Here is a 25,723-nt window from a genome sequence, read left to right on the forward strand (position 1 = left end):
GGATCGAATCGACGCGACCGCGGCCCCCGGCAGACGGGATTGGAGCTTGGTTGTATTCGCCAATCCAGGCACACGTGTACACCGCAGCCGCCGAGCCGTCGACGTGGTGGTGGCCGACCGGTTTCGACTAGGCCACCGGAACTGACAATGGGGGACTGCGAATGCGATTACTTGCCCACGCCTTGGGCGACAGGATGTTGGTATGAACGAGGATACCGCCCGTCGGCCCACGGCAGGCTCTTCCGGGTTCGACAGCTTTTTCATGGCTGGTTTCGAGTGTTCCTCCCACAGGCGCGCCGACGGGGCCCGTCTTGATCTGATCCGCGCGACCTCACATGACATCCATGCACATGCCGACTATCGCCGTTGTGCCGAGCTGGGGCTTCGCACGATCCGCGACGGCTTGCGCTGGCACCTGATTGAAACAGCGCCCGGAGTCTTCGACTGGTCGAGTTGGACGTCGGCGATCGAAGCAGCCCAGGCGGCCGGGGTGCAGATTATCTGGGATATCTTCCACTATGGCTCGCCAGACCATATCGACCAAGGTGGCCCGGGGTTTATCAAGGCCTACGTCCGTTTCGCCGCGGAAGCTGTTCGGGTTCATCGCTCCGTTACCGGGGTGGCTCCCCTGGTGTGCCCGATCAACGAGATTTCGTTTTTTGCATGGGCTGTGGAGGTCGGCTATTTCCCCCGCGTCGGGCCGAACAAGCGTGGATGGTTCAAACGACACCTTGTCAGGGCAGCGGTCGCCGGCGTGAGGGCCATGCGGGAGGCCGAACCCGGCTGCAGGTTCATCTGGGCCGAACCGCTGATCCATATTGCTCCTCGTGACCGTACTCACCCCGAGCGGCGGCGCGCCGAAAATGCTCGCCAGGGCCAATTCGAGGCGTATGACATGCTGATCGGGCGCGTGGAACCGGAGTTGGGCGGCAGCGAGGACCTTGTCGACGTCATCGGCCTCAACTTCTATCCGCACAACCAATGGTACTTGAATGGCCCAACGATACCGATGGGGCACCACGAATACCGTGCACTTTCGGAATTGCTGGTCGAGGTCGCCGAACGATACAAGAAGCCAATGTTCATCGCCGAGACCGGCGCCGAAGGTTCAGGGCGGCCAGCCTGGCTTCACTACGTTTGCGACGAAGTGCGCGATGCGACGAGCCTCGGTGCACCTGTTCAGGGTATATGCCTGTACCCGGTGACGGCCTACCCAGGTTGGGACAATTCGCGCCACGCCGAAGTCGGCTTGTTCTCCACCATTCATGCGGACGGCTCGCGCACTGTTCGCAAGCCACTTGCGGACGAGTTGGAGCGCCAGCGCCAATCGTTCTTGGCGTTTGAGGAACAACAAGCAAGCGCGCTATAGCCTCGCTGATACGAACAGTGCGCGCTTTTCAGCTGCATCAACAGCACAGCATATCTAGAGCTGTTCGCCGAGAAGCAACATCGTTGGTCTCTTTGGCCGTGGGTCGCCCGACGCCGGTCAGGCCGGCGCATCATTCACTCGGCCGCCTCGCGCTGCGTCGGCGTGACGAGCATCCCGTTTGCTGGCAGGCGTGTCTGAATGCGCCCGAACGTAGCCAATGCCTGGCCGACCACCTGATCCATATTGTAATAGCGATATGTTGCAAGACGTCCGACGAACCAGACCTCCGGGCACGCCGCGGCCAAAGCTTCGTATCGTTTGTACAAAGCCTCGTTTTCGGCCCGCGGCACCGGGTAATAAGGATCTCCGACGTCGGTGGGGTATTCGTAGGTGAGGCTGGTCTTCGGACTCTGCTGACCGGTCAGATGCTTGTACTCGGTGATCCGTGTGTATTTTTCCGTCTGCGGATAGTTGACGACGGCGACCGGTTGAAACTGCTCGCAATCAAGCGTCGTGTGCTCAAAGCGCAGCGAACGGTAGGGCAAGCGACCAAGCTTCCAGTCGAAATACTCGTCGATCGGACCGGTATAGATCATCTGCTGGAAGGGGATCTTGTCGCGAATTTCGCGGTAGTCGGTCTGCAGCATGATCTTGATCTTGGGATTATCCAGCATGCGCTGGAACATGCGCGTATACCCGCCTGCCGGCATTTTCTGGAAAGTGTCGCCAAAGTAGCGATCATCCCGATCGGTCCGGGTTGGGACTCGCGCCGTCACCGACTTGCTCAGCTGGGAAGGGTCAACACCCCACTGCTTCCTCGTGTAGCCGCGGAAGAATTTCTCGTAGAGCTCTCTGCCTACTGTGCTCACCACGACGTCCTCGGCGGTGCGGACTTCTTTGACCGTTTCGCGTCGGAAAGCGAAGAAGTCCTGCAGCTGCTCGGACGTCAATTCAAGGCCGTAGAGGCGGTTTATGGTGTCGAGATTAATCGGTATCGGCAGCAGCTTTCCATCGACAAGCGACAGCACACGATGTTCGTAAGGCCGCCATTGCGTGAATTGCGACAGATAGTCGACGATCGATTGGGCGTTGGTGTGAAAGATGTGAGGCCCGTAACGGTGAATTAGTATTCCCGCCTCGTCGTAGCAGTCATAGGCATTGCCGCCGACGTGATTTCGTCGGTCTATGATCAGGACGCTTTCCTGCCGTTGCGATGCGATACGCTCGGCCAGCACACTGCCGGCGAAACCGGCCCCTACGATCAACCAGTCGAACACGCTCACGCCCTCCTCAGGAATGGGACGACGCTCTTCATCGCATGGGCGCGCTCGATGTGGGCAGCCATCGCGCTCCAGGTCTTCTCCCAGGACATGTCGGCGAGGTAGGCGTCGGCCTTCTTCACCAGGAAATCGCGGGGGTGGGCCAGGATCGAGCGAAGCTTGGCCTCGATGTCCTCCGCCTCGACAATCTCGACAAGGCCTTCGACGCCGTAGGTACGCACAACGTCGACGATCGCCGTGGACAACACCGGCAGTCCTGCCGCAAGAAACTCGGGAGTCTTGGTCGGGCTGATGTAGCGGGTCGCATCGTTGAGCGCGAACGGCATCCAGCCGGCACTCCAATGCCTGAGATAGTTCGGCAGGTCTGCATAGGACTTGCCGCCCAGCCAATGCAGGTTGCCTGCCGTGGGAAGGCTCGCCCGATCGATCTTGACGACAGGGCCGAGCATGACAAAATGCACGTCTGGCATTGCCGCAGCCGCATGCGCGATAAGTTCAAGGTCGAGCCGTTCGTCGATGACCCCGAAGTACCCCACCCTCGGGTGAGGTATGTCGGCCTGGTCGAACGGGTCTTCACCTGGCGCCCTAGCCTGATGGAAATGGGTAACGTCGATGCTGCTCGGGAAGGGAAAGATCGCCCGATGCAAGCTGCGCTTGGCCTCGTAGAGGCTCTGCCCGCCCGTGAAGACGACATCGGCACGTTGCAACAGCGCCTTTTCCAACTGCGTCAACTCTGCGGGAGCGTCTTTGAACGCGGAGAGTTCATCCATGCAGTCGTAGACGCAGACGTCACAGGCGAGATGATCGCTGAAGCGTAGCGCCATGGGCGTGTAATACCAGGTCGTCAATCGGTCATGCGGCGTGGAGGCGAGGATCTGATCGACGAACCTGCGCTGGATTGCGTCCGCCCGGGTCGCGGAAGTACCAACTGGGATCAGCGGCGTCACTATTCTGATCTTGGGGGTAATATTGTGCACCCGCATCGAAGGGTGGCGCCTCTCATCGAAGATCGGCTCTTCGAAGTAAATTAGCTGTTGCTGCTTTGACGCCAGGGTCAGAATGTGTTGTGGTCTCTGATATACGAAGTTCCATCGGAGGTGTGAAAAGCAAATTAAAATAGACGGTTGTACAGGGTTTTTTGGTGTTTTGGCCCGGCCCGCCGCCATTTCCATGTAGATTATCCTTCGATATAGTTACAAAATGCCTCGACTAACAAAAGTCAATCGAGGCAGCTTTGACATGAAGTTCGCAGCCTTCTATATAACTTCCATCCCGATAAGTTGTTCCATAGCTCCAAACTGTCTCGGGCGAGACCAGCCGTCCGCTCCACTTGCGACGGCTCGACAGAGAAGGGGCGAGCCGGCCGCCCCCATTCGATCCACATGATGAAGCCCCTCGCGTCAGGTCGGGCTCCCCAAATGTGGCCCTTTGCCACAGAGCGGTTCAAATCCTTCAATCGTTCAACAACCGTTCATCAGCGGAGCTATAAATACGCTTGGAATCGATTCATCTGAGTCGCGCCGGTGGTTCATTTGAATGGAGCCCGAGACGAATCGAGGGATGGCTGGCGAATGAAGATCGACTTTGAAACCAACGTCTTTCCATTGTTTCACCCGCAGGTTGTGGATGATCTGAAGGACCCTTGTCCGGTGTTCGATGGCACGCTCTGGCACGTCTTCGGCTCCAGCGGCACCGTCACAACCGAGAGCTGGAAAATCCTCCACGCCACAGCGCCGGATCTTTATGGACCCTGGACAGAGCACGAGGCGATCGTTTTGCCGGTAACCGGATCGGGCATTGCGGCGCCCGGCGTCATTCATGAGTGCGGCGTCTTCCACATGTTTATCCAGACCGAATTCATGAAGTCCGGCGGACGTTGCGAGCACGCGGTCTCCAATGACGGCTTTCATTGGGTGGTGCTCAATCCGGCGATATTGTCGCTGCCCGACACCGATGAGGACGGCATCTACGATCCCCACCCCGCAATCGTCGGAGGCAAGCGCTATATCGTCTATTCAGGCATGCCCAAATTCACCAGGGTGCCCCAGCCTGATGTCTATCTGGCGCGCAGCCAATCCGATTCCTGGTTCGGGCCATGGAAACGTCTCGGCAAGATACTCGATCATCTCGACGTGCCGCATCACAATGCGCGCGAACACCCGGATTACGAATGGGGGATCGAAGGCGCGCAGCTCGTCGAGCTGCCGGACGGTCGTGTGCTTCTTAACGCCACCTGCTTCCTCCCCGAAGGTCCGCGCGGCAGCCGGCAGCGCGTCTTCTTCGCCATCGCCAATGACGTCAAGGGTCCCTACGTTTCCGTTGGCCCCGTTCTCGACCCTGGTGAGCCCGGCGAGAATGGCCATTCGACCGTAATGATCGAAGGCCGGCAATTGACTTTGTTCTACCAGAGCAGGCGTGAGGCTACGAACCATCGCTGGCGGTTCGGGTTGGCTAAGTGTGACCTGGATCGGCATATACTTTCGAGAGTTGCCTAGATGGTAAGTTCCGGCATTTGCCGGAACGGAGGATAATCTGGCTGTTGGTTGGTGGGACGGATCCCTTTGTACTGGTGATTGAGGGTAGCAGGGGATTCGCAGCCAGTGGGCAAAGCTTGCGACGAGGGATCTATACACGTCAGGCAAGCCGGTCGCCTCATGGACGGCGGTGCCAGCTGCAAGCCTAGCCTAGCAATGAACTGTAACTGAGCGCAGCAACGCGGCCAGTCGATTCACGCGGTTTTGATCCTGAGCACAATGTCCTGATCGTAATTTCCAAAGCCCTTGCCGAAAATATTGATCCCGCCGGGGCGCTTGGCATCGTCCTTGACGCCGATACGGACGCGGATTGAATGATGGCTCTTCAGATCGAGTGCGGCGAGGCCGGTTTCGGAAATCCTGAGGCCGTCGACATAGGTGCCGTCATTGGCAATTCGCCAGTTCTTCAGCTTACCGTATTGCGAGCCCTTAAGCTTCCACCAGGTGGGCGTGAAGACGCCGCGCTTGTCGCCGAAATCCCCCGGCGACGTCCAGGTGCCGACATCGACGCCATTGATCGTCAGCGTGATGTCCGAGGGCCAATCGGCGCTGGTGCCCGGCACTTCCGAAGACAGCTCTATCGCAACTTCGAGTCCGGTGATCTCGGCATTGGCGAGCTTGGCATTGTTGGGGAACTGGTATTCGACAAAACCGCGCGTGAACCATAGCAGACCGGCCTTCATGCGGTCCGGATCGAGGAAAGTGTTGGGAACATCGAGCAGACCGATGATGCCGTCCGGCGAACAAAGGCCGCAGGGCGCGGTAACCTCGAAGCCGGTATAAAGCCCGATCGGCATCGACACTTCGATCGCGTCGTTCTTGACCGCACGATATTCGCTCTTGAACACGACGAGCACTTTTTCGGCGGTCGGATAGCAGATTTTCCGGTTGCCTTTCTTCGCTCTCTCGGTGCGGATCAGCCCCGCATCCTCCAGCACCTGGATGTTGGTCGAGACGGTCGACTGCGGAAGCGACAGCACGGCGGCGATTTCGTTGACATTCATCGGCCCCTTCTCATGCAGCAGTTTCAGCATCGAGATCCGCGCCGAGGAGGCAAGCCCCTTGAGCACGGCAATGCCTTCCTCAGGTTCGATCACCAGAAAATTGCGATTCATGAAATCGGCAGTCTATGCTCGTGACAGAGGTTATGGCTTCGCTCATTGCAACGGCGCTGACCGAAACGCCGAGCCGTTGATTTGGTTACATTAAGCCCTCGACCGTCAGTATGCATCGCAAGCCGTACCCGCAAGGATGGTGCGACATGTCTACATTTGTTCTCCGACCGCCAGCTCCTTGTAGTGCGGGGGTGCTTGTCAGTCCGTGGCCTCGATTTGCAGACGACTAGGTAGATGCTGGCAGCCACAAAGAGAGGCAGAAGCCGAACACGGAATTGGGGCCGTTCCCCTGGCCAAATCCCCAAGATACGGGACCTCGACGTCGATGTTAGCCGAACCGGCGCGGATGGATGCACAGGATGCGGTTCGCTGAAGTGCGTGCCGCCGTGAAGTAAATCATCGGATTCGCCACCCGATAGAGTCGGGACGGCGTTCTACCTATTGCTTTTGAGCATGATCTTTTCCGAAAATCACGATTCCACTTCTTCGGGATCCCGCCAGTGCCGGCCTACTTCATGCTGGCCGCGGCAGCGACCCTGTCCACCATGGCGAGAACAGCTAGCGGTGCGGTGTGGTGGACCATGTGGCCGGCCTGCGGGATGATATCGACAAAGGAACCAGGAATCTCCGATTGTAGTCTAAGAGCCTCGGCTTTCGCATCGAACAACCGGTCGCCGGCCCCGGCAATAATGCCGGCAGGCTCAACAGGGTGAAGCGGCCGCCGGCCAGCGCGTCGGCCAGCATCAATCCCGATTCGGCCGCGATCGACCGCAGCTGTGAGGCCGCTGGCGATGTCCTTTGCCGACGAAGCAAACCCTGCAGAGACGATGCCGGGGCGAACTACTTGCCCATGGCGAGCGGCCAGGTGAGCAGCACAAGCAGCGGCAGCAAAATGTGGGGGAAAACACCACCGGCGACAGGCAAGGCCGGCAGCCCGCCAGTGCAAGGCCCAGGCGCGGCGGCAAGAACGGACCGATGAAGACTCCCGATCGAATCGTCGTCCGATCGAGCTCATCGACTCGCCCGCCTGCCATCGAACCCAAATCTCAGGCGCTGAGCGGCCGAGTAGTAGATGCGACTTCGCTGCTTCATGGCTCACACTCCATCTTTCAGAAGAGCGTGTGTTGCTGCGATCAGTTGAACCGCCACCCAAACCGAACGCGGCTGCTAGGCAGGCCGAAGCTTGTGCAAGTACAGCTGTGCGTCACAAGGCAAGTGAACTAAGAAGCTGCACGAACCGCGGGTGATCGCGAATGGCGTCGAAATGACTTCGTGACGGATTCGTTCCAATACGTTCTGACTCACGCTTCCTCCGACGGCTCTTTCCAGGTACCGCACCGCTTCCTCCACTTCCCCGAGCACGGAATGCATGCAAGCGGCGTTGTACTGCGTCACGAAGTCGTCCGGATCGATCGCCAGCGCTCTGGCCAGCCAGGAACGCGCCTTCTTCCGCTCACCGATATACGCGAGCGAGGGCGCCGCGATGCAGCGGTGCCGCATTTTCAGGATGGCGGCCAGTTGAGCGTTCGGCGCGCTCGAAACAGACCCTTGGTTCGCGAGCGGATGAAGGCGATCGCGCAGGAGCGTCCCCCCGTGTAGAGTTGCCACCCTGGATCTCGCCTTGGCCGGCTGCATTCCTGGCTGTGTCCCCTAGGATACATTGTCGAGCAGGGTCGACTTATCCAAGCCATGTGTCGGCTCAGGCGGCCATTCACCATTCGGCGTCATCTCGTTGACTGTCTCGGGTAGATCCCGCGCAATCCTTCTGATTAGCTCCTCGCGCGAAAGACCCGTCTGCATCGAAATGGACGTGAGTGTACCTTCGTCCATTGCCGCTTGGACGTCCCTTGGCTCAATCGGTTGGTTTGGCCCGCTGCCAACCCACGAGTCGACCTTCGATCCTGCCCCCACCTCCCTGAACCGGTCGAGGATCTCACCAAGGTCAGCCCTCGACACGCCATTCGTTATCTGAGCCAGAATTCTGCGTTGCGGGTCGTTTGGGTTAAGATACCCCGCTCCCGGAATCAATTCACAGAGCTTGTCGCGATTTTGGTATGCCAGAACGCCAAGCATCGCGATCGCCAATCTTCCCAGATTTGCCATTTGATCTCCTCCACGGTTTTGGCCGATGAGCGAATCGAAGCCAAGTCTTGGCGGATGACGACCCGTGTGGGCTCGAACAACTTCTTGCCGGTCGGCTCGCCGGCGGAGAGCACGCGTCCTTCGGGTTCTCGTTTTCATCTGACGTCTTCTCCTGACGCAGAATTTCGGGGCGCTTGGCCCGCAGTCGCCCTACGCCGATCGAACGCCCTAACCCGGCGCCTTCCGGGTTTGTTCCGCTTGTCAGAGTTTGTCGGCGACGATGGAGAGCGCGACCCGACGGGGTAACTCTACCGGGTCGAGAGACAGAGTCTGCCCAATTCGACCATATTTCAGAACGACGGCGGCTCGGTTAGCCTCAGCTACCTTGGACTGCCGCCGGCTCGCGCACGAATTTCAATTTCGGCGGGACGGCGAACACCCTGAACCGCTCAGCCAGGCTGTCAAGAGCTTGACGCATGCCCACTCCCGCGGCAGCCGCACCGTGTCCACTGATGACCATGTGCGGGTTCAGGGCAGCCAAGTGCTTCACGGATCTTTCCGCCGCATCCCAGTCCGGCGTGAAGTAGCGCGGCGGACCGTGCATCTCAAGATCCTGAACGGCGACCTCATAGACTGACTCCTGACCGGTGGTGATGAAAGCGTCCCCTACGATCAGCGAGCGGTCCTCCTCGCGCCAGAGCGAGATATGCCCAGGAGCGTGCCCGGGTGTGTGTAGCCATCGCCATCCGGGCATTCCGGGGATCGATCCGTCGGCAGGTAGGAGTTCCAAACGGTTGCCAAGATCAATTGGCCCCCGTGGAAAAAGCGGCGAAAGCAGCGCCATCAGTCCACCCCCGACCCAGGGATCCGGTGGCGGATAGGATGCGGTTCCGTCCAAATAGGGGCGCTCGAGTGGATGCGCGAAGACAGGCACGTCCCACCTATTCGCGAGGTCTAGAACCGTTCCCACATGGTCGAAATGGCCGTGGGTCAGGATGATCGCGGCCGGCCGTGCGTTCGTGCCAAACCGCTTTTCCGCGACCGCAAGAATGCTGCCGCGGGACGTCGGCAACCCGGTATCGATCAGCATCCAGTTCCGATCTCCGCTGCCCGGTGCGCCGAAGAACACGACATTGACGATTGCTAGGCGCAAATAGCCCAAGTCCGGTGCGATGCTCCAAGCGCCGTCGCCACGATCCTCGCGCCTGGCGTGGTCGATCTCGGAAAGTCGAATCTGAACGGTCATGTGATCCCGTGCCTCTCTTGTTGCTGAGCAGCCGCTCGAGTCGATCGGCGGCGGTGGTATATCGCCCCGAACTTGGCACGGCCCTCCTTGTTCCTCCTTCGCCACCCAGCTCCGGACAGTCCACCACAGGAACAAAGGCTCGACCAAATCGGTTCGGCATTACCCGGTCACGCCAGGACGAGCTGGACTGAGCAACGAAGATGGCGCGCGCCCCATTGGATGCGGTATTTCGCCAACGCGGTTCCCGGTCCTAACAAGGCGGCCGAGTTCGAAGCCGACTGCTGAAAGAAGACTTCGAATGAGCGAAGTGGGGCGTATGGACGAGCACCAGGTGGAGGCTCCGGTTCCGCAAGCTTCGCCTATGACTGGTCAAGTTGGGCGCCAATGGTCGAGGCGGCCCGATCGGCAGGTGTCCAGGTTATCTGGGACATCTTCCATTACGGATCTCCAGACCATGTCGATCAGGGATCGCTGCATTTCATCGATGCCTATGCCTCGTTCGCGGCAGAAGCCGTGAGGGTACAGCGTTCGATCGCGGGAACACCGCCTCTGTTGTGTCCCATCAACTAGATCTCCTTTTTCGCATGGGCTGTTGAGGTCGGCTATTTCCCGCGTGGGGCCGAACAAACGTGCTGGTTCAAGCGGCATCTCGTGAAGGCTGCCATCGCGGGTGTTCGTGCAATGCGGGAGATCGACCCCGCCTGCAGATTTGTCTGGGCCGAGCCCCTTATCCAAATCGCTCCTCGTGACCGGACCCGCAGCGAACGGGGTCGGGCCGAAAACGCCCGTCAGGGGCAGTTCGAAGCTTACGACATGTTGCTGGGCCGCGTCGAACCTGAGTTGGGCGGGAGCGAAGATGTTGTCGATTGTCGTGGGCCTGAATTTCTAGCCGCACAATCAATGGGAAATAAACGGGCCGACGATATCGATGGGACACCATGAGTACCGCGCTTTGTCGGAAATGTTGCTCGAGGTTGCTCATCGGTACGGTAAGCCGATGTTCATTGCCGAGACCGGCTCAGAGGGATCCGGCGGGCCGGCTTGGCTCCACTATGTATGCCGCGACGAGGTGCGTGCCGCTATGGGTGTCGGAGCATCGATTCGAGGGTATTTGCCTGTACCCGATAACGGCCTACCCGGGCTGGGACAATTCGCGTCATGCAGAGGTGGGGTTATTTTCGGCCATCCACCCGAATGGCACACGCCGCCTCCGTCAGCCCGTCGCGGACGAACTGGTGCATCAGCAAGATCTGTTCACGGCAAACCGGACGCGCTGATTGTGTTGCGACACACCGCAAGGGCGAGCACCGAAGACCAGGGCAAATTACGGTGTATTCCTCAGCCAAAATCGGCGCCACGCGATGCCAAGTGGCATGGGTGCGAGGAAGTGCAGCATCAGGAAGCGGTGGCCCCTTCCACCAACCCGCACTCTGAGCGTCGCTTCCGGAAGTTTGATCTGCTCCAGCGAGAAACCTTCAAACATGCAACTCCCTCCATTCGCAACATTTGCCAAACGTGTAAACGGAGAGGCAGTTCAATGTCGGCTTCCGCGGGATCTGAACTTGCCTTGTATTCCGCGAAGAGGTCGTGAGCCGAACGGCGGCTTTAACTGGTCCCTCGGCAATAACCGGACGGACAGCAAACGGCCCCCAAAAAGCCGCCAGGCGGCAACGCGCCTGATATCGCACCTTGTGATCAACTCTGCCGCTTCCTGTTAGCCGAAGTTGCAAGCGGCCCCGCTAACAATCGTGGTTGCGCCTTCAGGGCATCGTGGTTCAGACCGCTGGCGGATTAGAACTCATGTTGGCTTTGCGATCGGCTCATCGCTTGCCGACAATCGGTGACCTATATAAAGGGGCATGTCCACGCGCCGAAAAATCAATGCAACAGCGAAGCTGATTGGAGAGTGGCCTTTAACCCCGGCTGCAACGTTTGGATCGTCGGTCAGAGCGAGGGGTATTTTTCTCGAAATACGCGCCCGCCTTCCAACGGAGTTCAGTAAATTGCTCAATATCGAGTCCCGCGTGCTTACCCTGCGCCTGTCTGAGGGCGCCGAGAATGATGGGCAGGTGGTATTCGGGATCATATCCAAAGCACTGCAGAATATCGAAGACCTGCCCGTAATCCCCCGTGAAATCGAGGACATTCTGACGATCTCGACGGCCGAACGGCACCGCTGGCTGAAAGATGGTCGCTTGCAGAGCGCCGGGACGAAAACGGTGAAACTCCGCGGGCGGGCAAGGAACATCACCTTTCACGTGTTCGACCCGCAGCACGTGGAGGATGTGCTTGACCGCGACCTGGTAACGGTCTGGCGCGAACAGGACGCAGCGACAGCTGCAGAGAATAGGCGGCGAGCCGCGGGGAGGGCCGCTATGAAACGTGCTCAAAGAAGCGGTCGCGGAACTGCAGCTTCAGCTGGTTATGGCCCCGATGAGAACTCGCACTCCAGTTTGCGCGGCTGGGAAGATTTTGAGAATGACGGACTCCTGCGCTGATAGGCCGGGCGCATAAGCAGATTAGAACGTTTGCCTGCGGCGTTCGAGATGCGCAAGAAGGGCCGTCAAACGCATCGCATTCAGGACCCGCTTCGCAGGGACACCGCCCTTGCGCGCCATCTCGACACCCCAATGCATGTGGTCGAGCTCGCGGATCGAATGAGCGTCCGGATTGATGCTGAATATGCAGCCCTGATCGAGTGCCTTTTGATGCCAGCGCCAGTCGAGGTCGAGTCGCCACGGATGTGCGTTGATTTCGACAGCGACGCCGTGTTTCGCACACGCTTTGAGGACTTTGTCGACGTCGAGATCATAACCGGGTCGGCGCAACAGCTGGCGACCGGTCATGTGCCCGATGATTGTCGTCCGAGGATTTCCGATCGCCTCAATGATACGCTCCGTCTGCTCTTTCTTCGGCAACTTGAAGCGGCTGTGCACGCTCGCGACGACGAAATCAAAGTGCTCCAAAATATGATTCGGGTAATCGAGCGAGCCATCAGCCAGGATGTCCGCCTCGATGCCCTTCAGTATGCGAAATTTTCCATTGTATGCCTTGTTCAGCCGGTCAGCTTCGCGGTGCTGTTCAGCAATCTCCTGCAACGAAAGGCCGCCTGCGTAGTGAGCGGACTGCGAATGATCGGCGACACCATAGTATTCGAAACCGCGCCTACGCGTGGCTTCCGCCATTGCCTCAAGCGTTTCGGTGCCATCGGATGCGGTCGTGTGAGAATGCAGGATGCCATGCAGATCTTCATCCCGAATGAGGGCGGGTAGCTTCTGCTTTGCCGCTCGCTCAATCTCGTCCCTGCCTTCGCGCAATTCAGGCTCGATAAACTGCAAGTCTAGAGCTTGGTAGATTTCTTCTTCTGTCGCTGACGCGATCAGCTTTCTCCCGCGATGAAGCCCGTCGGCGTTTAGGGTGAACCCCTTGTCGGCCGCGAACGTCTTCAGTTGCTTGAGGTGGTCTGCCGAACCGGTTGCTTCGAGCAGGTTCGCGCCAAAGTGCTTCCTGTCCGTGACAACAAGCCTGAGGGTCGTATCCTCGATTCCAGTCGACCTTCTGCCCTGCGCTACCAGGGCGAAGTCGGAAACGAGCTCGCAACCGCGTCGGAAGTCACCTGCAATTTCCACGCGCGAAAACTCTGGATGCTGTTGCTTCACCGATATGATCGCATGGTGGAGAAGAGCGGCGGCCTTGTGCAGGTGAAGTTGCGTTTCGCCGCTTCGCACGATGGCCAGGTTCTGCAGCAGCTTTGCCTGAAGCGCGGCGCCGAGGCCTTTGACTGGGCGGATGCGGTCTTCTCTCGCTGCGGCCTCGAGCTCCGCCAGCGAGTTCACGCCGAGCGCCTGATGAAGCTTCAGTATCTTATCGGGACGAAGCCCGGGTATGGCAAACAGCTCCATAACGCCCGCTGGAACATCCTCGCGCAGCTTCTCAAGGCTTGGGTGCGTGCCGGTTTGGTAAAGCTTGGTCACGATGTCTGCGATCGCGTCACCGATCCCCGGGATCTTGGTGAGGGCGCCGGCGGCGATGATCCGATCAAGCGGCTGCGACAGCGCCATCAGACTGTCTGCCGCGCGCAAGTATGCCTTTGTGCGATAGGGATTGTCGCCGCGCATAGACGCCCGTTGCGCGTATTCCCTCAAAAGACTGGCGACGGTCCTCGGATCGATTTTTGCCATGGCTTCAGCCAAACGAGACCGATCTCCGCAGGTTCCAATGAGGCAAGGCCGTGAGCGCCGCGTTGCCGTTTGAATCCCGGCTTTACTGCCTCTTCCCGCGTCGGACGCTACAGATTGGGCAAGGATTGGTCAGCGCGACCCCATCCCGCCAGAGTTTTGGAGGCTGCGCGTTTCTTTAATTCAAGAGCATCGCCCACGTGGAAATGAGAGGGCGCGTCTATTGTCTTCATCTCCGCCCACGTGATCGGTGCCGCGACAGGAGCGCCCGGACGTGATCTCGCGCTGTAAGGCATGATCGCGGTCGCCCCGCGCTGATTGCGTAGATAGTCCACAAAGATGCGACCCTTGCGGCGCGCCTTTGACAACACGGCCGTGAAATGGGTCGGATCGCTCCGGGCGACCGCCTGCGCCAGGCGAGACGCGAAGTCCTTCACCTCTGGCCACTCGGCGCCAGGGGTGAGGGGCGCGATGACGTGCACTCCTTTGCCTCCCGTCAGCATCGGGAAAGTCGTAAGCCCCAGAGATTTAAGGATAGCGCGGAACTGAAAGGCAGCGTTGCGGACGGCCTCAAAATCGAGGCCTTCATCGGGGTCGAGGTCGAACACGAGGCGGTCGGGCTTTTCGACATCCTCGATCCGAGCCCCCCATCCATGCAGCTCGATCGTTCCCATCTGGACGCAAGTCATGAGTCCGTCGGCATCGTCGACATAGAGATATGGTTCCTCGTGCCCGTCTTTCTCTGTGATGCCGACGTGGTGGACTTTGTCGCCAAAGCTGCCGGCGTCGTGTTTCTGGAAGAAGCACTTCTTCGCGCGGCCCTGTGGGCATCGAACCAGACTGATCGGCCGGCTGCCAACCCAAGGAAGCATGATCGCCGCGACCGCTGCGTAATGGTCGGCGAGCTGTCCCTTGGTGATGTTGGATTCCGGATAGATGACGCGGTCACGGTTACTTATCGCGATGGTGGTTGTCGCAGACGCGGCGAGATCGGCTGCATGACGTTCCGTCTCGAGCACGACCGCCTCCGGCTTCTTGTCTTCGCGGAGACCAAGATAGCTCGGATGTCGTAATGTCCCTTCATTTGTCATTTCGGTGAAGGCAATCTCAGCGACCAGTTTCGGACGGAGCCAGTGTGCGCCGCGCACTTCGGCGCGTGGTGCGTCGACGGTGGCGGCCTTCTGCTCAAGCGGCGCCATGATGTTCAAGAGACGAAGAAGTTCAGCGGTATCGAAGCCGGTGCCGACTTTCCCGGCGTAACGCAGCTTGCCGCGGTCATGAACGCCAAGGATCAAGGACCGAAACGCCCGGACCTTGTCGGACGGCGTCCAGCCGACAATCACAAATTCCTGCCGCCTGATGCATTTGATCTTCAGCCAGCTTGCGCCGCGGGCCGCCACATAACTCGAATCCGCGAGCTTTGAGATGACGCCCTCAAGGCCGGCAGCGCAGAAGCGATCGAGCAGCTCTTCTCCGCGGCCGAGGATATGGTCGGAGTAACGAAGGACCGGATTTTTCGCAGGCAAGATCGCCTCCAGCTTCGCCTTGCGCTCAACAAGAGGAAGCCTTGTCAGATCTTCGCTGTCGAGCTGCAGCAGATCGAACGCATAAAAGTCAATAGTCGCCGGGGCACCCTTCAATGCATTCTGAAGCGCCTGGAAGTTAGATCTTCCTTCGACATCGACAACCACGGCTTCGCCGTCAATCAGGGCGGAGCGCACCTTGAGCTTGCGAGCCTCGGAGAGGATCGAGGGAAAACGGCTAGACCAGTCCAGACCAGATCGTGTGTAGGCTCGCGCCTCGCCACCGCCAACGGCAACGAGAATACGATAGCCGTCGTATTTCATCTCATGGATCCAACGAACGCCGGCAGGGACCGTGTCCACGAGCGTTGCGAGTTGGACCGGCCGGAAAGCGGGCGGCGCTAAAGTGACCTCGTCAGGAGCGGGCGACTTCGCTTGACTAGCGCTCGACGCATTGATTGCCTTACGCGACGTTGGCTTGACCACTCTGACCTAAACCATACTCAGAGACGAAATAGCGTTATTCGCGTCCAACGCGCGACTCCTTCTTTAGTTTCGCTGCAGGTCGTATTGAGCTTTTCGCGATCATTGCCGACCCGCTTGATTAGCGCCTCGGGCTGAGGCCGTACTTCCTGCCTCCGGCCCTTCCATCCTCCGATTTGCGCGCACAGCTCACTGGCAATAATCAAGAGCAGGAACGTGCTCTCAAATGCCGCCCCAGCAATATCCGCTTTCTGCCATCGGCTTTAGAAACCCGACATTCCGGTTCCGGTCCCCGTGGGTACGGTTTGATCTTCTCGTCGAACCCCATGTTACGATTGATGATTACTCGACGGGCCCCATTGACGCCAAGTACCTCGCCCAGAGCAGCTCCGATGCCAGTTTCAAGAAGTGCAAAATGGCCCATAAATGCGCCGACCAGAGTGAATGCTCTCGTATCCGGGTCTATTTCGAGCAGCGCGGACTTGGTCAGCATTAGACAGCCTAACGGGTCCTTCCCAACATAGCCATGGGCACCGGCCTGCTACTCACGCAGCCCCCTCTCCTCCTTGGCAGCAGCCTCGAAAGCCTGACGGACCTCTTCCGGAGTCACACGGTCCTGAAAGGGGTCGGCGCACAGTTGCACAGCCTTCCTCCACTTAGGTCCCATCTTGGTCCACTTCATGAGTTCCTCGGCGGCACCCTCGACGTTGTTGCACCCGTAGGTGACCCCAGGTCGGTCGGTCTTGACGTACACCGGAGGGGAGAACCAATGGGTTGCCACGACAACTCCTACTCAGGGGAGAGATACATCTTGGCCTCCTTAGCGGCAGCCTCAAAGGCCTTTCGTATTATGTGGGGGTCAATCGAATCGCCCTCCAAGGCTGACAGGCAGAGGGTCACCGCCTTATGCCAGCGAGGCCCTCGCCGGGTCCACATCTTGAGCTGCTCAAGGGCTTCCTTCGCATTGTTGCAGCCATGCCTGACACCGGTTTCAGTCTTCACGAACACCGGAGGGACGAACCAGATGGGCGCCATGATACCTCCTGCTCAGGGGAGAGATACACGTTGGCCTCCTTGGCAGCCGCCTCAAAGGCTTCACGGACCTCTTGGGGGGAGGCTCTGCCCTCGAACGCATCCACGCAGGATTGGACCGCCTTGGTCCACTTCGGGCCCTTTGTGTCCCACCCCATGAGCTCCTCCGCGGCTCCCTCGACGTGGCTGACCCCATGGCGAATGCCCGGACGTTTCGTCTTCACGTAGACCGGGGGAGCGAACCAGAGGGGACCCATAAGAGGGAACTTAGAGCGCCAAGAGCCCGCCGACCAACCCCGCTTTAGCTGCAGCTAAGGGAACGATGTAGGCCCTCGCGGGTTTAGAGGCGGCAGCGGGATTACTTCGTGGATGTGCAGCCGCTGTGGGGGGGTCCGTCGCCTCTCATCTCCATGCTTGGCGGCGGGCTCCTTTCGCGAAGGCGGTGTTGGTCTGAGACACCTAGAACCTTATACCGCAATCCAATTTAGCTGGTTGTCATTGGGGGGAGTAATGTCCCCTCCTCTTTTGCAGCAGCCAGGAATGCCTTGCGGGCCTCCTCAGGTTCCATCTCGTCGAAAATCACGGCCATGCAAACGCGCACCGCGAGGTCCCAGCAAGGGCCACGCTTGGTCCACTTCATCAACTCCTCGCCGGCTGCCTCGGCGTTGTTGACATTGTGGATGATCCCGGGACGCTCGGTCTTGACCGGGATCGGAGGGTTGAACCAGTGGAGAGCCATGAATGGACCCCAGGCGGCTAGCGGGTTTCGTCTCTACTAACCGGCTCAGCGATGAGGACGATTACCGTTTGTTAGGCATGTCTGAGTCCGTGACGGGATGTTTCCAAAGGTTCATCGACGGTTATCTAAGCGGTCGGTACGAAGCCGGTATGCATCATCTTCCGGTGGGTGTCGCCCTGGTCATTTCGCTTGTTGTCGGTCTACTCGTTGCGACGATCGCGTAAAAGGACCAGTCGGAAATCTGCGGCATCCGATGGTTATTTCTCCTCGGCGAGAGCGTTAATGTGAGGACTGTCACGCCAAGGCCGGAATATTGAGAATGAATGACAGCATACGGGCGCGCGCCCATTGCGAGGTCACCGAAGTCGGCCGACAGCTACTCCCGGGCGTCGAAAGCCACGCAGAGGCCCATGGCAGTTGCTGCCTCGACGATTGCCTCGGTTAGTTCTTCGTCGGAGGCCACCAAATAAGGCGCAGTCTCCCGAGCTTCGCGTAATGCCGCTTTGATCGAGACCGTGTCGCGACGGTCCGCCCTGTTGAGGAGGCGGTTATTCGCGAAGATCGAACCCGACGAACAGGCCAAAGGCTGGGGCAACATTGACAATAAGCTCCACCATCTCGCAGTCAGTTTCCGCCAGATGTGGCCGGTCTCGGCGCACCGCTGCAATAGTCTCTTTGACGGAGATGATTTGGCCGCGACGGGCTTGTAGTATCAGCTCGTGAACAAGGTGTTTGGCAGTCACTTTGTCGGGTCGGCAGTTCGTCCAAACGTTCATACAAGGCCTCCCACCTCAGCGAGAACCCAAGAGAACATTCATGATCCTCTGTCGAGAAAAATCAAGAAGAATGTTTGATAACTTCTGCGTGGGAATCAGGGGGACAAGCCACGAAGCGAGCCTCTATACTCTTTGAGCTGACGCTCAGCCAGCCGGCTAGGGAGCTTCTTCCGTCGGGCCCTGTTTGGCCCGATCAATAGCCGCAAGTAATGACTGTAGGGTTGGCGGCAGTTCTGGTTCGACCTCCAGATTTAAGAACGTTTGTACGTGATGACGATAGCCTTCGGAACGGATCAGTTTCCGAAACGCTTCGGAGACAGACTGATGGTCTGCTTTGTTGCTCGTTGTCATGTTCGGGAAGTCCGTCCCAATGAGCCGCAACTCGCCCGCAACGAATGGGTTCCATCAGGAGGTCGGAATATTTGGTAGAAATTTCTGAGCGGGAGATCGGATAACTGGCTCGCGCGAAGACCCCCCGTGCCCCCTTCGTTTGCCGCAGCATTAACCTCGCTCTTTGAACTGAAATTCGTGTCTATCTAGCGTCGGCGTTGCACATCGTGAACGTTGGAATGCTTCTGTCCAATGTTTGCTCACGCTGTGATGCCAACGGGCAGGCTCTTGCGGCAGGGTGCCGCAAGGCGAATGAAACGCCGGCCCAGTTCAACCCGCGCGACGTCCTTCAAAGCTGGGGGGATCGATCTTCACCAAGCGGTCTGCGGCCTCGACCGCAGTTCGTATCCTGCTGCACAGCGCGAGATTTTCCGCCAGCATTTCTTCAGTGCGTTGAAGCGCGAGCTCGGTCCGGTGGATGCGCTGCCTGGCATTGGCAACTTCCGATGTCAAAAGATCGGCCGCCATCCCGTGGCCGTGGGGTTCCATAGTGTCCATGGGTTTCTAATACATGGGGGGCGATATCGTTCCCTGATGTCGGGCGAAACGGCGGGCCGCAGAAAAGCGCGACGGGCCGAATGACCAATGCGCGCCGTGTCAAAACAGCGCCGGCAACAGGCGAACGGCTTCGGCCGCTCTAGATCCCACGGGCAGAGGCGATCACGGTCCAGAGGGCCATTGATCTGTTCAGGTACGACTACAACGTAAGCGAAGACACACTCAGGCGGCTGGTGATCAAGCACCGTCTTCACAACCAGACAATGCCCGGTGCTCCGTGGAGAATAAGCGCTCCCGGTTTGGCTATGGCGCTCGCCGGCGATGATGACGCGCTTGCGCGGTTGAGGCGGGACGATCGCGAGCATCCGGACGTAACCCGGTATTTCAAGCGGCTCGGCATCCCGCGACCCTGACCTGTTATCAAAAGTTATGGTCGCGGCGACTGTCTAGAATAGACATTAAGTAGATGTCGCGGCCCGACAGGGCTCCACACAAGAGCGAACCGTTGCTGCCTTGCGCATCGCCCTCTAGGCCGCCGGCGTCGAGTTCATCCCGGAGAACGGCAGCCGCGCCGGCGTGAGGCTCCGCAAACCTTAGGCCGTAGACTCGTTACTGCGCAGCCACACACCTGCTTTTCGCCATCGGACGAAGCGGTTGCAACAGGTGGTGCACGGGCCATAGCGCTGAGGCAGGTCGCGCCATGGAGCACCGGAGCGCAGCACCCAGAAGATGCCGTTCAGCACGCGCCGATCATCAACACGCGGCACACCTCTTGGCTTGTTGGGTAGACGCTTTATTCCATTGCGGACCATTATCCAAAAGCGCTGTTAACCAAATTTTCTCACCCGCCAATGCTTATTCGCGCGACTGAAGGGGTGAGGTGATCGATGTGTGATTCAAACATAAGCGCGTTTCCGCTGCATCGGCGGCGGAAGTTGGTCGAAGGGATCGCCCGGGTCCTGGAATCCAAGAACGGGAAGGACGCGAACGCCTTCTGGCGCAACACCGCCAAGGCAATTCTCGTTCAACTGTCCGAATCAGGAATTGCACCCGGGGTCGCCGAACAGGAAGTTGGAACGCTTCTTCATGCTGTCTTGGGCGATATCGCCACCCGCAGTGCTGCGAAACTTGCACAATAGCATCGGCTCACGATGAAGGATTGCCGCATAGAGACGCCCCGGGCTCCACAAGCGTAGCACCACTGCATCCGTCAAACGCAGGTTTCTCACTGCGGATGAAAAGATAGGCGCGTTCGTCGAAATCATGCGCGCGAATGTACTCTCGGGCGAGATACGGCTCCGCCTCGCCTGTCCGGCGGTCATCGACCAAATCGAGGTAGGCGATGCGGAAACCCGCATTCACGGAAGGCCGACGGACCTTTTCCACGAGCTGAACCCGCAAAACCAATGAGCCGCCGTTGAGTTCCACACTGCCCTTTTATGCGACTATCGAAGCACAAAAAGCGAACATCGAGAGGCGCGATGTGTATTAATGGTCGGGGTCGTGCCGAAAACGGACAGTCTCTTTTCGGGAGGATGGACGAGAAAGGGTGCCAGCCGAACTCCCCAGTTCGCACATTCAGAAAGCTGACATCCCCGCTCGAACAGTCCATGTGTAACAGAGCTGATCTTTGACAAATTGGTTGAGCTGACCTAGGCGCCAATTCCGAGCCACATAGAATGGTGCGATTCGCTCGGGGCATGGGTTGGATGGGAAATTTTCTCTCGCTTGACGCAGTTTATGTCGCCTTCGTCTTCGTGGTGCAGCCCGGCTACATCATCTCGTCGTTTCGGGCGCACTTCATTACAGGTCAGAGGCTGGACGGGCCTGACTATTTCGTTCGGCTCTTACCTTAAGCGCCTTGAACTTCCCCCTGTCCGGCTGGGTGATCTATCTCGTTATGAATTCCAATACCGACCCGAAGATCTGGGCGCTCGCGTGGGGCTTCGTCCTACTCGCCGCGCCTGCCATCATAGGGTTCGCGAGCGGCATCACGTCGAAGGCCGGCTGGCTCCGAAAAATCTACGGATGGTGCGGGCTTTCCCCCATCCGTGTGATTCCCACTGCCTGGGACTATCAGTTCTCCACGATGTGTGGCTCGTGGGTGTTCGTCGTCCTCAAGGACAATACGACATTCGCCGGCTATCCGCGGAGACGGGAATGATCGCGCCAGGACCAAGCCTTGCGGCGGCGTTTGGTTGGCCCAAAACGAACTCGTTGCGGTGACCGTCAGCTACTCGTCGCTTGCTCCTGTCCGGCTCACAGCCTATCGAACACCGACCCCATCCTCGGGCTGAACAAACGCTCGTATGTTTTTAAGAGAAAGCCATCTGTCATGCCAGCCACGTGGTCGCAGATCACCCGGACCCCTCCGCCTCGGCATTATAGAGTTCAAAGGTCTGGCGCGGGAGGAATGCCTTCGGTTCTGAGCGCAGCGCCTCGAACACGGCGACCACCATCTGCTGTCCCTTGAATTCCAGGTGCTGTACTTCCGGACTGAGGATGACGATCTCATAGACAAGCTTCTTAAGTGCCTTGAGAAGAGCGCGAGCCTCCGGTCTCATGCTGGCGCGGAATCGGATGAGCGGCTCCTGAAATTCAGTCAACTCCTCGATCGTACAGTGCTCGACGAAGTACCCGACTAGACGGCTGATCGCGTGCTTCCGGTCTGCGCCCCCGCCAAACAGCATCTTGACCATCGTTGCGTACACGTTGTTGTCGGAGCCCTCCCGCCTCCTCGAGTTTACCCAATCGAGGTGGTGGCGGCAGACTTCGGGCGACAAGTAGCTCTCGAACTCATCGACTGCGATGAGCGACAAGGCCAGTGAATCCTCGAGATCATGAACGCCGAAGGCGATGTCATCGGAAAGATCCATGATACTGCAGTCAAACGATTTGTGCAGCGCGATCCCATGCTGCGGTTCGGGCTCCTTCCCTTCGGCCCCCTTGATCGGTGCCGGGTCCTCGCACGACATAAAAAGGTCCCGGTCTGTTGGCACCATAATCTCCAAGATCCACTCGACGGCTGTTTTCTCGCTATCCATGTGGCACTTGGGTGGCTTGGACCAGTTGCGATCGATAAGCTTCAGGACGGATGGACTCTCGATCAGCCTCGGCTTGCGGTCAGGGTTCGCCAACCGAGAATACGCTACCGGATATTTGAGCGTGCCAAGCAATGTGCGGCGGGTGAGGTCTGAGCCGTCTCCCTTAGAGAATTTCTCGAGCCTTGTCAGGATCCGCAGCGTTTGGCCGTTGCCCTCGAAGCCACCATCTTCCGCCATGCAGTAGTTCAGCGCAACCTCTCCGCCGTGCCCGAAAGGCGGGTGGCCCAGATCGTGGGTCGATCCGATGGCCTGAATGAGGGCCAAGTCGGGGAGGTATGGTACAGCGGAGTGTCCTTCGTTGTCCTTGGCGAGCTGCCGCGCCACGCTGCCGGCGATCTGGGCCACCTCGAGTGAGTGAGTGAGGCGCGTGCGATAGAAGTCGCTGTCGCCAAGGTTCAAGATTTGGGTCTTACCCTGCAGTCGCCGGAAGGAAGCCGAGTGTATGATACGGCCATAGTCGATGTCTGCGTCGGACCGCGCATCGTTGTCGTTCTTCTTCCACTTGCTCCGACGTGATTCCCAGCCCATGGTACCTCCTATTGACGCTGCTCTAGGGATGGCGCCGCCATCGCACCGACGATACCTACAGCGTCAACCACTGAAGACCCTTCAGTTTCGCCAGTGACGCGAAGTCCTCGAGCGGCTCCAGAAGTACATAGTTGGCCCCATTAGGGTCTTTCGTAGAGCCATATTTGATCGCGGCGAAACCAGCAGATCGAGCACAGTCGGCAACAAATCGCGAGAAGACGTACTGCTTCTTCAGCCAGCCAGTGCCTGTGCGCGGGGCTGACAGCAAAGCCGATGCAGCTATCGCCGCCAGAGTCTCGAAGGATGTCCAATCTTCATCCAGATCGACTAGGTCGAGGACTTTCATATCCGGTAGATTCAGGCAAATCTCCGCTACACAGATGTCTGTATCCTTCACTCCGATTTCCATAGCAGCCGTGCGGGCTTTGTCACCAAGGTACAGCATCGGCGTGCCGGCGTGGTTGAATCGGCCCTCTCCTACGATTTCGGCGGGGGCGGGACCGAAGGACATGAGTTCGTCTTCGCGTTGCCCTCGCACGACAAGGCTTTCCCGAGTTCGTGCGCGAAAAAGGCTGTCTGGCAAACGGACAGGTATTGTGCTCGACGCATGGGAGCGGACCTGTTCCAGCACCTTCCTCGAGAATGGGTGCTCAAGCGTGAGGAACGGCGTCAGATTGCCCAGGGTGGTCAGCTGCTCGATTGCTACCTCGACGTGAGGTACGTCGCTGAACCGGTGCTCGAAAATCCACATGTTCCATTTGATCGACTCATGACAGCGTGGACATTCGATGAAATGCGACAGAGACGAAAACTCCGCCGGCGAGTAGACTTCCCGCATCCTTGATGTGCTGAGGAACGTGTCGACATCGCTGGACATCGTTTGGAACTCGAGATCTCTCAGGACCACTCCCGGCCAATGGGCTTTGAAATCGTCGTAGCAGCTGTCGCAACAAGCGATGCTGGACGAAAAGTACGAGTCCACCTCTTCGGTTACAAAATCGTTGAACATCCCGATGTCATAGTCCGTCAGGGGAACAAAAGCTCCTATTGCGTCCGCAGGAAGATTTACGGCATCATTTCCGTCGGATGTCACTTTTCTAATCATGCCTACCGACCATCCAAACATATTTCGTGTCTCATAGCATTGGTGAGCTACCGAAGTGTCAATCTCCCGCCTTCCCATCAAAGAGTAAGCGCTCCTCTGCTCTCGACGTCAGACCGGAGGGCGCGACATGACCCTGTACGAGATCGACGACACGGCGAGCCGCATCCGGGAAGAAGTGGATCCCGAGGCCAACATCATCCTCGGCGCGACCTTCGACGAGACTCTCAATGGATGGCTCCGCGTGTCAGTGGTCGCGCTCGACAAGACGGCTTCTGTTGCCGCACCAGAAACGGCATTCGATGGTGGACTCCTCAAGGAGCCTTCTAAGATTGATCGGCCTAGTGAACCGCAGGCCACCTACACGGTTCAGAAAATCACATACGAGGGCAAGGGCGTCGTGAACGTATTGCACTCGCGTTATAGCGATGCCAGCGGCATGTGGTTCACCAATGCCGTGAGGCTTGGGAAGCCCTGTCAACGCGCAGCGCTGATTACAAATGGAGTTACCTTGTGGATAGCTCTTCGGCGACACAGGTGGCGCGGTTTGCGTGCTCGAAAGCCGGGCTGAAACTGCACGCTTCGAGTTGACGGGGCGTATGCCGCCGACGGCTTGCAGGGTCCAACCAGTAGCCTAGCGGTCAGGTAGGAAGTACATTGCTCATTCGCGAATCGTCGCGACGGAGAGCACTCTCATGTCAACTGGTAAAACCCATCCGGTTCATCCAATCAGCCAGAAACCAGTCCACATCGAAGACAAAGGCCTGAGCAGCGCGAACCTGCAAACAGCCTTGCAGCAACAGCCGGCGTCTACGGCCACAAGCCAACAGACGAAGAAGTGACTAAGTGCCAATTTGGTGGACAGAGGTTGTTCCCACAGTAGCCCTGTTGATTTCGGCGGGCGCGTTGATTTTCAATGCGCTCAACGTTCGGTCGTCGGCCAAATCCAAGGATTTGGAGTGGCTGTTCCGCTATCTTGCGGACATGCGTGGTATGGAAGCAAAGCTTCTATCTAGTACCACCGAAAGTGAACGACAGAGTACCTTTGTCGAGTTCGCCAACTTTCTTGAAGTGTGCTGCTACGCCCACAACAAGAGCCTATTTCCGAAACTTACCAAGGCCATGGTCACTGACAATTTGGTGAACTCAATTGCGATCATTGAGAATTCTACCTATGCCGCTTCCTTTGAACGATTGCTTACCTCAACGCAGACATTCGACAGCCTAGCCGCGTTTAGGCGACGGCATAGTAGGCCAATTTCCCACGCTCAATTAGCAATCAAAACCGCCGGGCCTGCGGTCGAAGATGCCTCTTCCGAGCCGCAAGCCGAATGCCCATAGACCGCTCCCTTTGGAAGAGACCGCTCTCTAAGCACCATGCACCGGCATGGCCTTGCCGTACGCCTCCGGCGAGGGCCGCCTTGCGCGAGCATGGCCCGGTAGCGAGGCTGCGCTCTTATGGTCGTCCTTACGAGCGTAGTTAGCAGCACAGCATGAGCCATGTGACGTTATTGACCGGGCCGGAGCGGCGTCGGCGTTGGAGTGAAGAGGATCAATGCCGGATACTGGCCGCGGCATTCGCGCCCGGGGCCACAGTGGCGGCGGTGGCCCGTCAGTACGATGTCGCGACCAGCCTGATCTACAAGTGGCGCCGCACGATGAGAGCCCGCGAGACGGGCTTTGCCGAAGTTGTCGTGGCTCCCGATGAGCCTGTCGCCGTTTCGCGGCCGGCGGCATCCCCAGC

General features: G+C 58.6%; 27 protein-coding genes and 2 pseudogenes. 8 read left to right on the forward strand and 21 right to left on the reverse strand.

Features of this window, described 5'->3' with window-relative positions; translation table 11 throughout:
- The first annotated feature begins 202 nt into the window (after positions 1-202).
- Positions 203-1,369, forward strand: a complete 1,167-nt coding sequence (locus tag NKI41_RS28110) for a glycoside hydrolase family 1 protein (RefSeq protein WP_352685991.1) — start codon at positions 203-205, stop codon at positions 1,367-1,369.
- Positions 1,370-1,503: 134 nt separating this feature from the next.
- On the opposite strand, the gene glf is transcribed toward NKI41_RS28110, so the two are convergent.
- Both glf and NKI41_RS28120 read right to left on the reverse strand, forming a co-directional pair.
- On the reverse strand, positions 1,504-2,646 hold the full coding sequence (gene glf, locus NKI41_RS28115; RefSeq protein ID WP_352457944.1) for a UDP-galactopyranose mutase: 1,143 nt from the start codon (positions 2,644-2,646) through the stop codon (positions 1,504-1,506).
- 2 nt (positions 2,647-2,648) lie between these two features.
- A complete protein-coding gene (locus NKI41_RS28120; protein WP_352457923.1) occupies positions 2,649-3,821 on the reverse strand; it encodes a glycosyltransferase family protein in 1,173 nt (390 codons plus the stop codon).
- A gap of 399 nt (positions 3,822-4,220) precedes the next feature.
- On the opposite strand from NKI41_RS28120, the gene NKI41_RS28125 reads away from it, so the two are divergent.
- Positions 4,221-5,144, forward strand: coding sequence for a glycoside hydrolase family protein (locus tag NKI41_RS28125; RefSeq protein WP_352508321.1), 924 nt, complete (start codon positions 4,221-4,223; stop codon positions 5,142-5,144).
- A 233-nt stretch (positions 5,145-5,377) separates the two neighbouring features.
- On the opposite strand, the gene NKI41_RS28130 is transcribed toward NKI41_RS28125, so the two are convergent.
- From NKI41_RS28130 to NKI41_RS28150, 5 genes are all read right to left on the reverse strand, one after another.
- Complete coding sequence (locus tag NKI41_RS28130; protein ID WP_352516188.1) at positions 5,378-6,298, reverse strand: ArsR/SmtB family transcription factor; 921 nt, start codon at positions 6,296-6,298, stop codon at positions 5,378-5,380.
- A gap of 1,167 nt (positions 6,299-7,465) precedes the next feature.
- On the reverse strand, positions 7,466-7,933 hold the full coding sequence (locus NKI41_RS28135) for a tetratricopeptide repeat protein (RefSeq protein WP_352516189.1): 468 nt from the start codon (positions 7,931-7,933) through the stop codon (positions 7,466-7,468).
- A 15-nt stretch (positions 7,934-7,948) separates the two neighbouring features.
- Positions 7,949-8,401, reverse strand: coding sequence for a YidB family protein (locus NKI41_RS28140; protein ID WP_352503351.1), 453 nt, complete (start codon positions 8,399-8,401; stop codon positions 7,949-7,951).
- Positions 8,402-8,756: 355 nt separating this feature from the next.
- Positions 8,757-9,626: an MBL fold metallo-hydrolase gene (locus NKI41_RS28145; protein WP_352492316.1), complete on the reverse strand. Its 870-nt coding sequence runs from the start codon at positions 9,624-9,626 to the stop codon at positions 8,757-8,759.
- Positions 9,627-10,950: 1,324 nt separating this feature from the next.
- Positions 10,951-11,109, reverse strand: coding sequence for a hypothetical protein (locus tag NKI41_RS28150; RefSeq protein ID WP_352682150.1), 159 nt, complete (start codon positions 11,107-11,109; stop codon positions 10,951-10,953).
- Between the two features lie 376 nt (positions 11,110-11,485).
- Here NKI41_RS28150 and NKI41_RS28155 point away from each other — a divergent pair, with 376 nt between their 5' ends.
- Entirely contained in the window at positions 11,486-12,124 is a 639-nt protein-coding gene (locus NKI41_RS28155; RefSeq protein ID WP_352685994.1) for a hypothetical protein, read from the forward strand.
- 21 nt (positions 12,125-12,145) lie between these two features.
- Here NKI41_RS28155 and NKI41_RS28160 read toward each other — a convergent pair whose 3' ends face one another.
- The 10 genes and pseudogenes from NKI41_RS28160 to NKI41_RS28205 form a co-directional block, all read right to left on the reverse strand.
- Entirely contained in the window at positions 12,146-13,807 is a 1,662-nt protein-coding gene (locus tag NKI41_RS28160; RefSeq protein WP_352686014.1) for a DNA polymerase/3'-5' exonuclease PolX, read from the reverse strand.
- A 107-nt stretch (positions 13,808-13,914) separates the two neighbouring features.
- Entirely contained in the window at positions 13,915-15,813 is a 1,899-nt protein-coding gene (ligD, locus tag NKI41_RS28165; RefSeq protein WP_352685996.1) for a DNA ligase D, read from the reverse strand.
- A gap of 199 nt (positions 15,814-16,012) precedes the next feature.
- The gene (locus NKI41_RS28170) at positions 16,013-16,303 is read right to left on the reverse strand and encodes a hypothetical protein (RefSeq protein ID WP_352685998.1); all 291 of its coding nucleotides are present in this window, start codon (positions 16,301-16,303) and stop codon (positions 16,013-16,015) included.
- Positions 16,304-16,351: 48 nt separating this feature from the next.
- The gene (locus tag NKI41_RS28175) at positions 16,352-16,591 is read right to left on the reverse strand and encodes a DUF982 domain-containing protein (RefSeq protein ID WP_352508313.1); all 240 of its coding nucleotides are present in this window, start codon (positions 16,589-16,591) and stop codon (positions 16,352-16,354) included.
- An 8-nt stretch (positions 16,592-16,599) separates the two neighbouring features.
- Positions 16,600-16,845 (reverse strand): DUF982 domain-containing protein, encoded by a 246-nt coding sequence (locus NKI41_RS28180; RefSeq protein ID WP_352508312.1) that lies wholly within the window; start codon positions 16,843-16,845, stop codon positions 16,600-16,602.
- Positions 16,809-17,099 (reverse strand): DUF982 domain-containing protein, encoded by a 291-nt coding sequence (locus NKI41_RS28185; protein ID WP_352516194.1) that lies wholly within the window; start codon positions 17,097-17,099, stop codon positions 16,809-16,811. The genes NKI41_RS28180 and NKI41_RS28185 overlap by 37 nt, the downstream gene beginning before the upstream one ends.
- A gap of 227 nt (positions 17,100-17,326) precedes the next feature.
- Positions 17,327-17,581: a DUF982 domain-containing protein gene (locus NKI41_RS28190; RefSeq protein ID WP_352686000.1), complete on the reverse strand. Its 255-nt coding sequence runs from the start codon at positions 17,579-17,581 to the stop codon at positions 17,327-17,329.
- 548 nt (positions 17,582-18,129) lie between these two features.
- Complete coding sequence (locus tag NKI41_RS28195) at positions 18,130-18,357, reverse strand: hypothetical protein (RefSeq protein ID WP_352508310.1); 228 nt, start codon at positions 18,355-18,357, stop codon at positions 18,130-18,132.
- Positions 18,358-19,017: 660 nt separating this feature from the next.
- Positions 19,018-19,215, reverse strand: a complete 198-nt coding sequence (locus NKI41_RS28200; protein WP_023722969.1) for a hypothetical protein — start codon at positions 19,213-19,215, stop codon at positions 19,018-19,020.
- A 644-nt stretch (positions 19,216-19,859) separates the two neighbouring features.
- Positions 19,860-20,057 (reverse strand): annotated as a pseudogene (locus tag NKI41_RS28205) (transposase); the annotation flags it as partial.
- 75 nt (positions 20,058-20,132) lie between these two features.
- On the opposite strand from NKI41_RS28205, the gene NKI41_RS28210 reads away from it, so the two are divergent.
- On the forward strand, positions 20,133-20,384 hold the full coding sequence (locus tag NKI41_RS28210) for a DUF6074 family protein (RefSeq protein ID WP_352457909.1): 252 nt from the start codon (positions 20,133-20,135) through the stop codon (positions 20,382-20,384).
- A gap of 7 nt (positions 20,385-20,391) precedes the next feature.
- Here the strand turns inward: NKI41_RS28210 and NKI41_RS28215 are convergent, their stop codons facing one another.
- Entirely contained in the window at positions 20,392-20,673 is a 282-nt protein-coding gene (locus NKI41_RS28215) for a hypothetical protein (RefSeq protein ID WP_352686003.1), read from the reverse strand.
- A 457-nt stretch (positions 20,674-21,130) separates the two neighbouring features.
- On the opposite strand from NKI41_RS28215, the gene NKI41_RS28220 reads away from it, so the two are divergent.
- Positions 21,131-21,409: a DUF6338 family protein gene (locus NKI41_RS28220; protein WP_502901249.1), complete on the forward strand. Its 279-nt coding sequence runs from the start codon at positions 21,131-21,133 to the stop codon at positions 21,407-21,409.
- Between the two features lie 95 nt (positions 21,410-21,504).
- Here the strand turns inward: NKI41_RS28220 and NKI41_RS28225 are convergent, their stop codons facing one another.
- Genes NKI41_RS28225 through NKI41_RS28235 form a run of 3 tightly spaced genes read right to left on the reverse strand, consistent with a single transcriptional unit; the run spans position 21,505 to position 23,982 of the window.
- Positions 21,505-21,582, reverse strand: a complete 78-nt coding sequence (locus NKI41_RS28225; protein WP_352686016.1) for a hypothetical protein — start codon at positions 21,580-21,582, stop codon at positions 21,505-21,507.
- Positions 21,583-21,602: 20 nt separating this feature from the next.
- Positions 21,603-22,877, reverse strand: coding sequence for an anti-phage deoxyguanosine triphosphatase (locus NKI41_RS28230; protein WP_352686006.1), 1,275 nt, complete (start codon positions 22,875-22,877; stop codon positions 21,603-21,605).
- Between the two features lie 55 nt (positions 22,878-22,932).
- Positions 22,933-23,982: an RES family NAD+ phosphorylase gene (locus tag NKI41_RS28235; protein ID WP_352686008.1), complete on the reverse strand. Its 1,050-nt coding sequence runs from the start codon at positions 23,980-23,982 to the stop codon at positions 22,933-22,935.
- A gap of 112 nt (positions 23,983-24,094) precedes the next feature.
- Here NKI41_RS28235 and NKI41_RS28240 point away from each other — a divergent pair.
- The 3 genes and pseudogenes from NKI41_RS28240 to NKI41_RS28250 form a co-directional block, all read left to right on the forward strand.
- Positions 24,095-24,268: pseudogene (locus NKI41_RS28240) on the forward strand (cell division protein FtsZ); the annotation flags it as partial.
- 557 nt (positions 24,269-24,825) lie between these two features.
- Complete coding sequence (locus NKI41_RS28245; protein ID WP_352686010.1) at positions 24,826-25,320, forward strand: hypothetical protein; 495 nt, start codon at positions 24,826-24,828, stop codon at positions 25,318-25,320.
- Positions 25,321-25,472: 152 nt separating this feature from the next.
- Positions 25,473-25,723, forward strand: a 251-nt coding sequence (locus NKI41_RS28250) for a transposase (RefSeq protein ID WP_352686012.1), incomplete at its 3' end; no start/stop codon positions are given.

It is taken from the genome of Mesorhizobium sp. M0601 (genome assembly GCF_040320845.1).
Classification (GTDB): Bacteria; Pseudomonadota; Alphaproteobacteria; order Rhizobiales; family Rhizobiaceae; genus Mesorhizobium.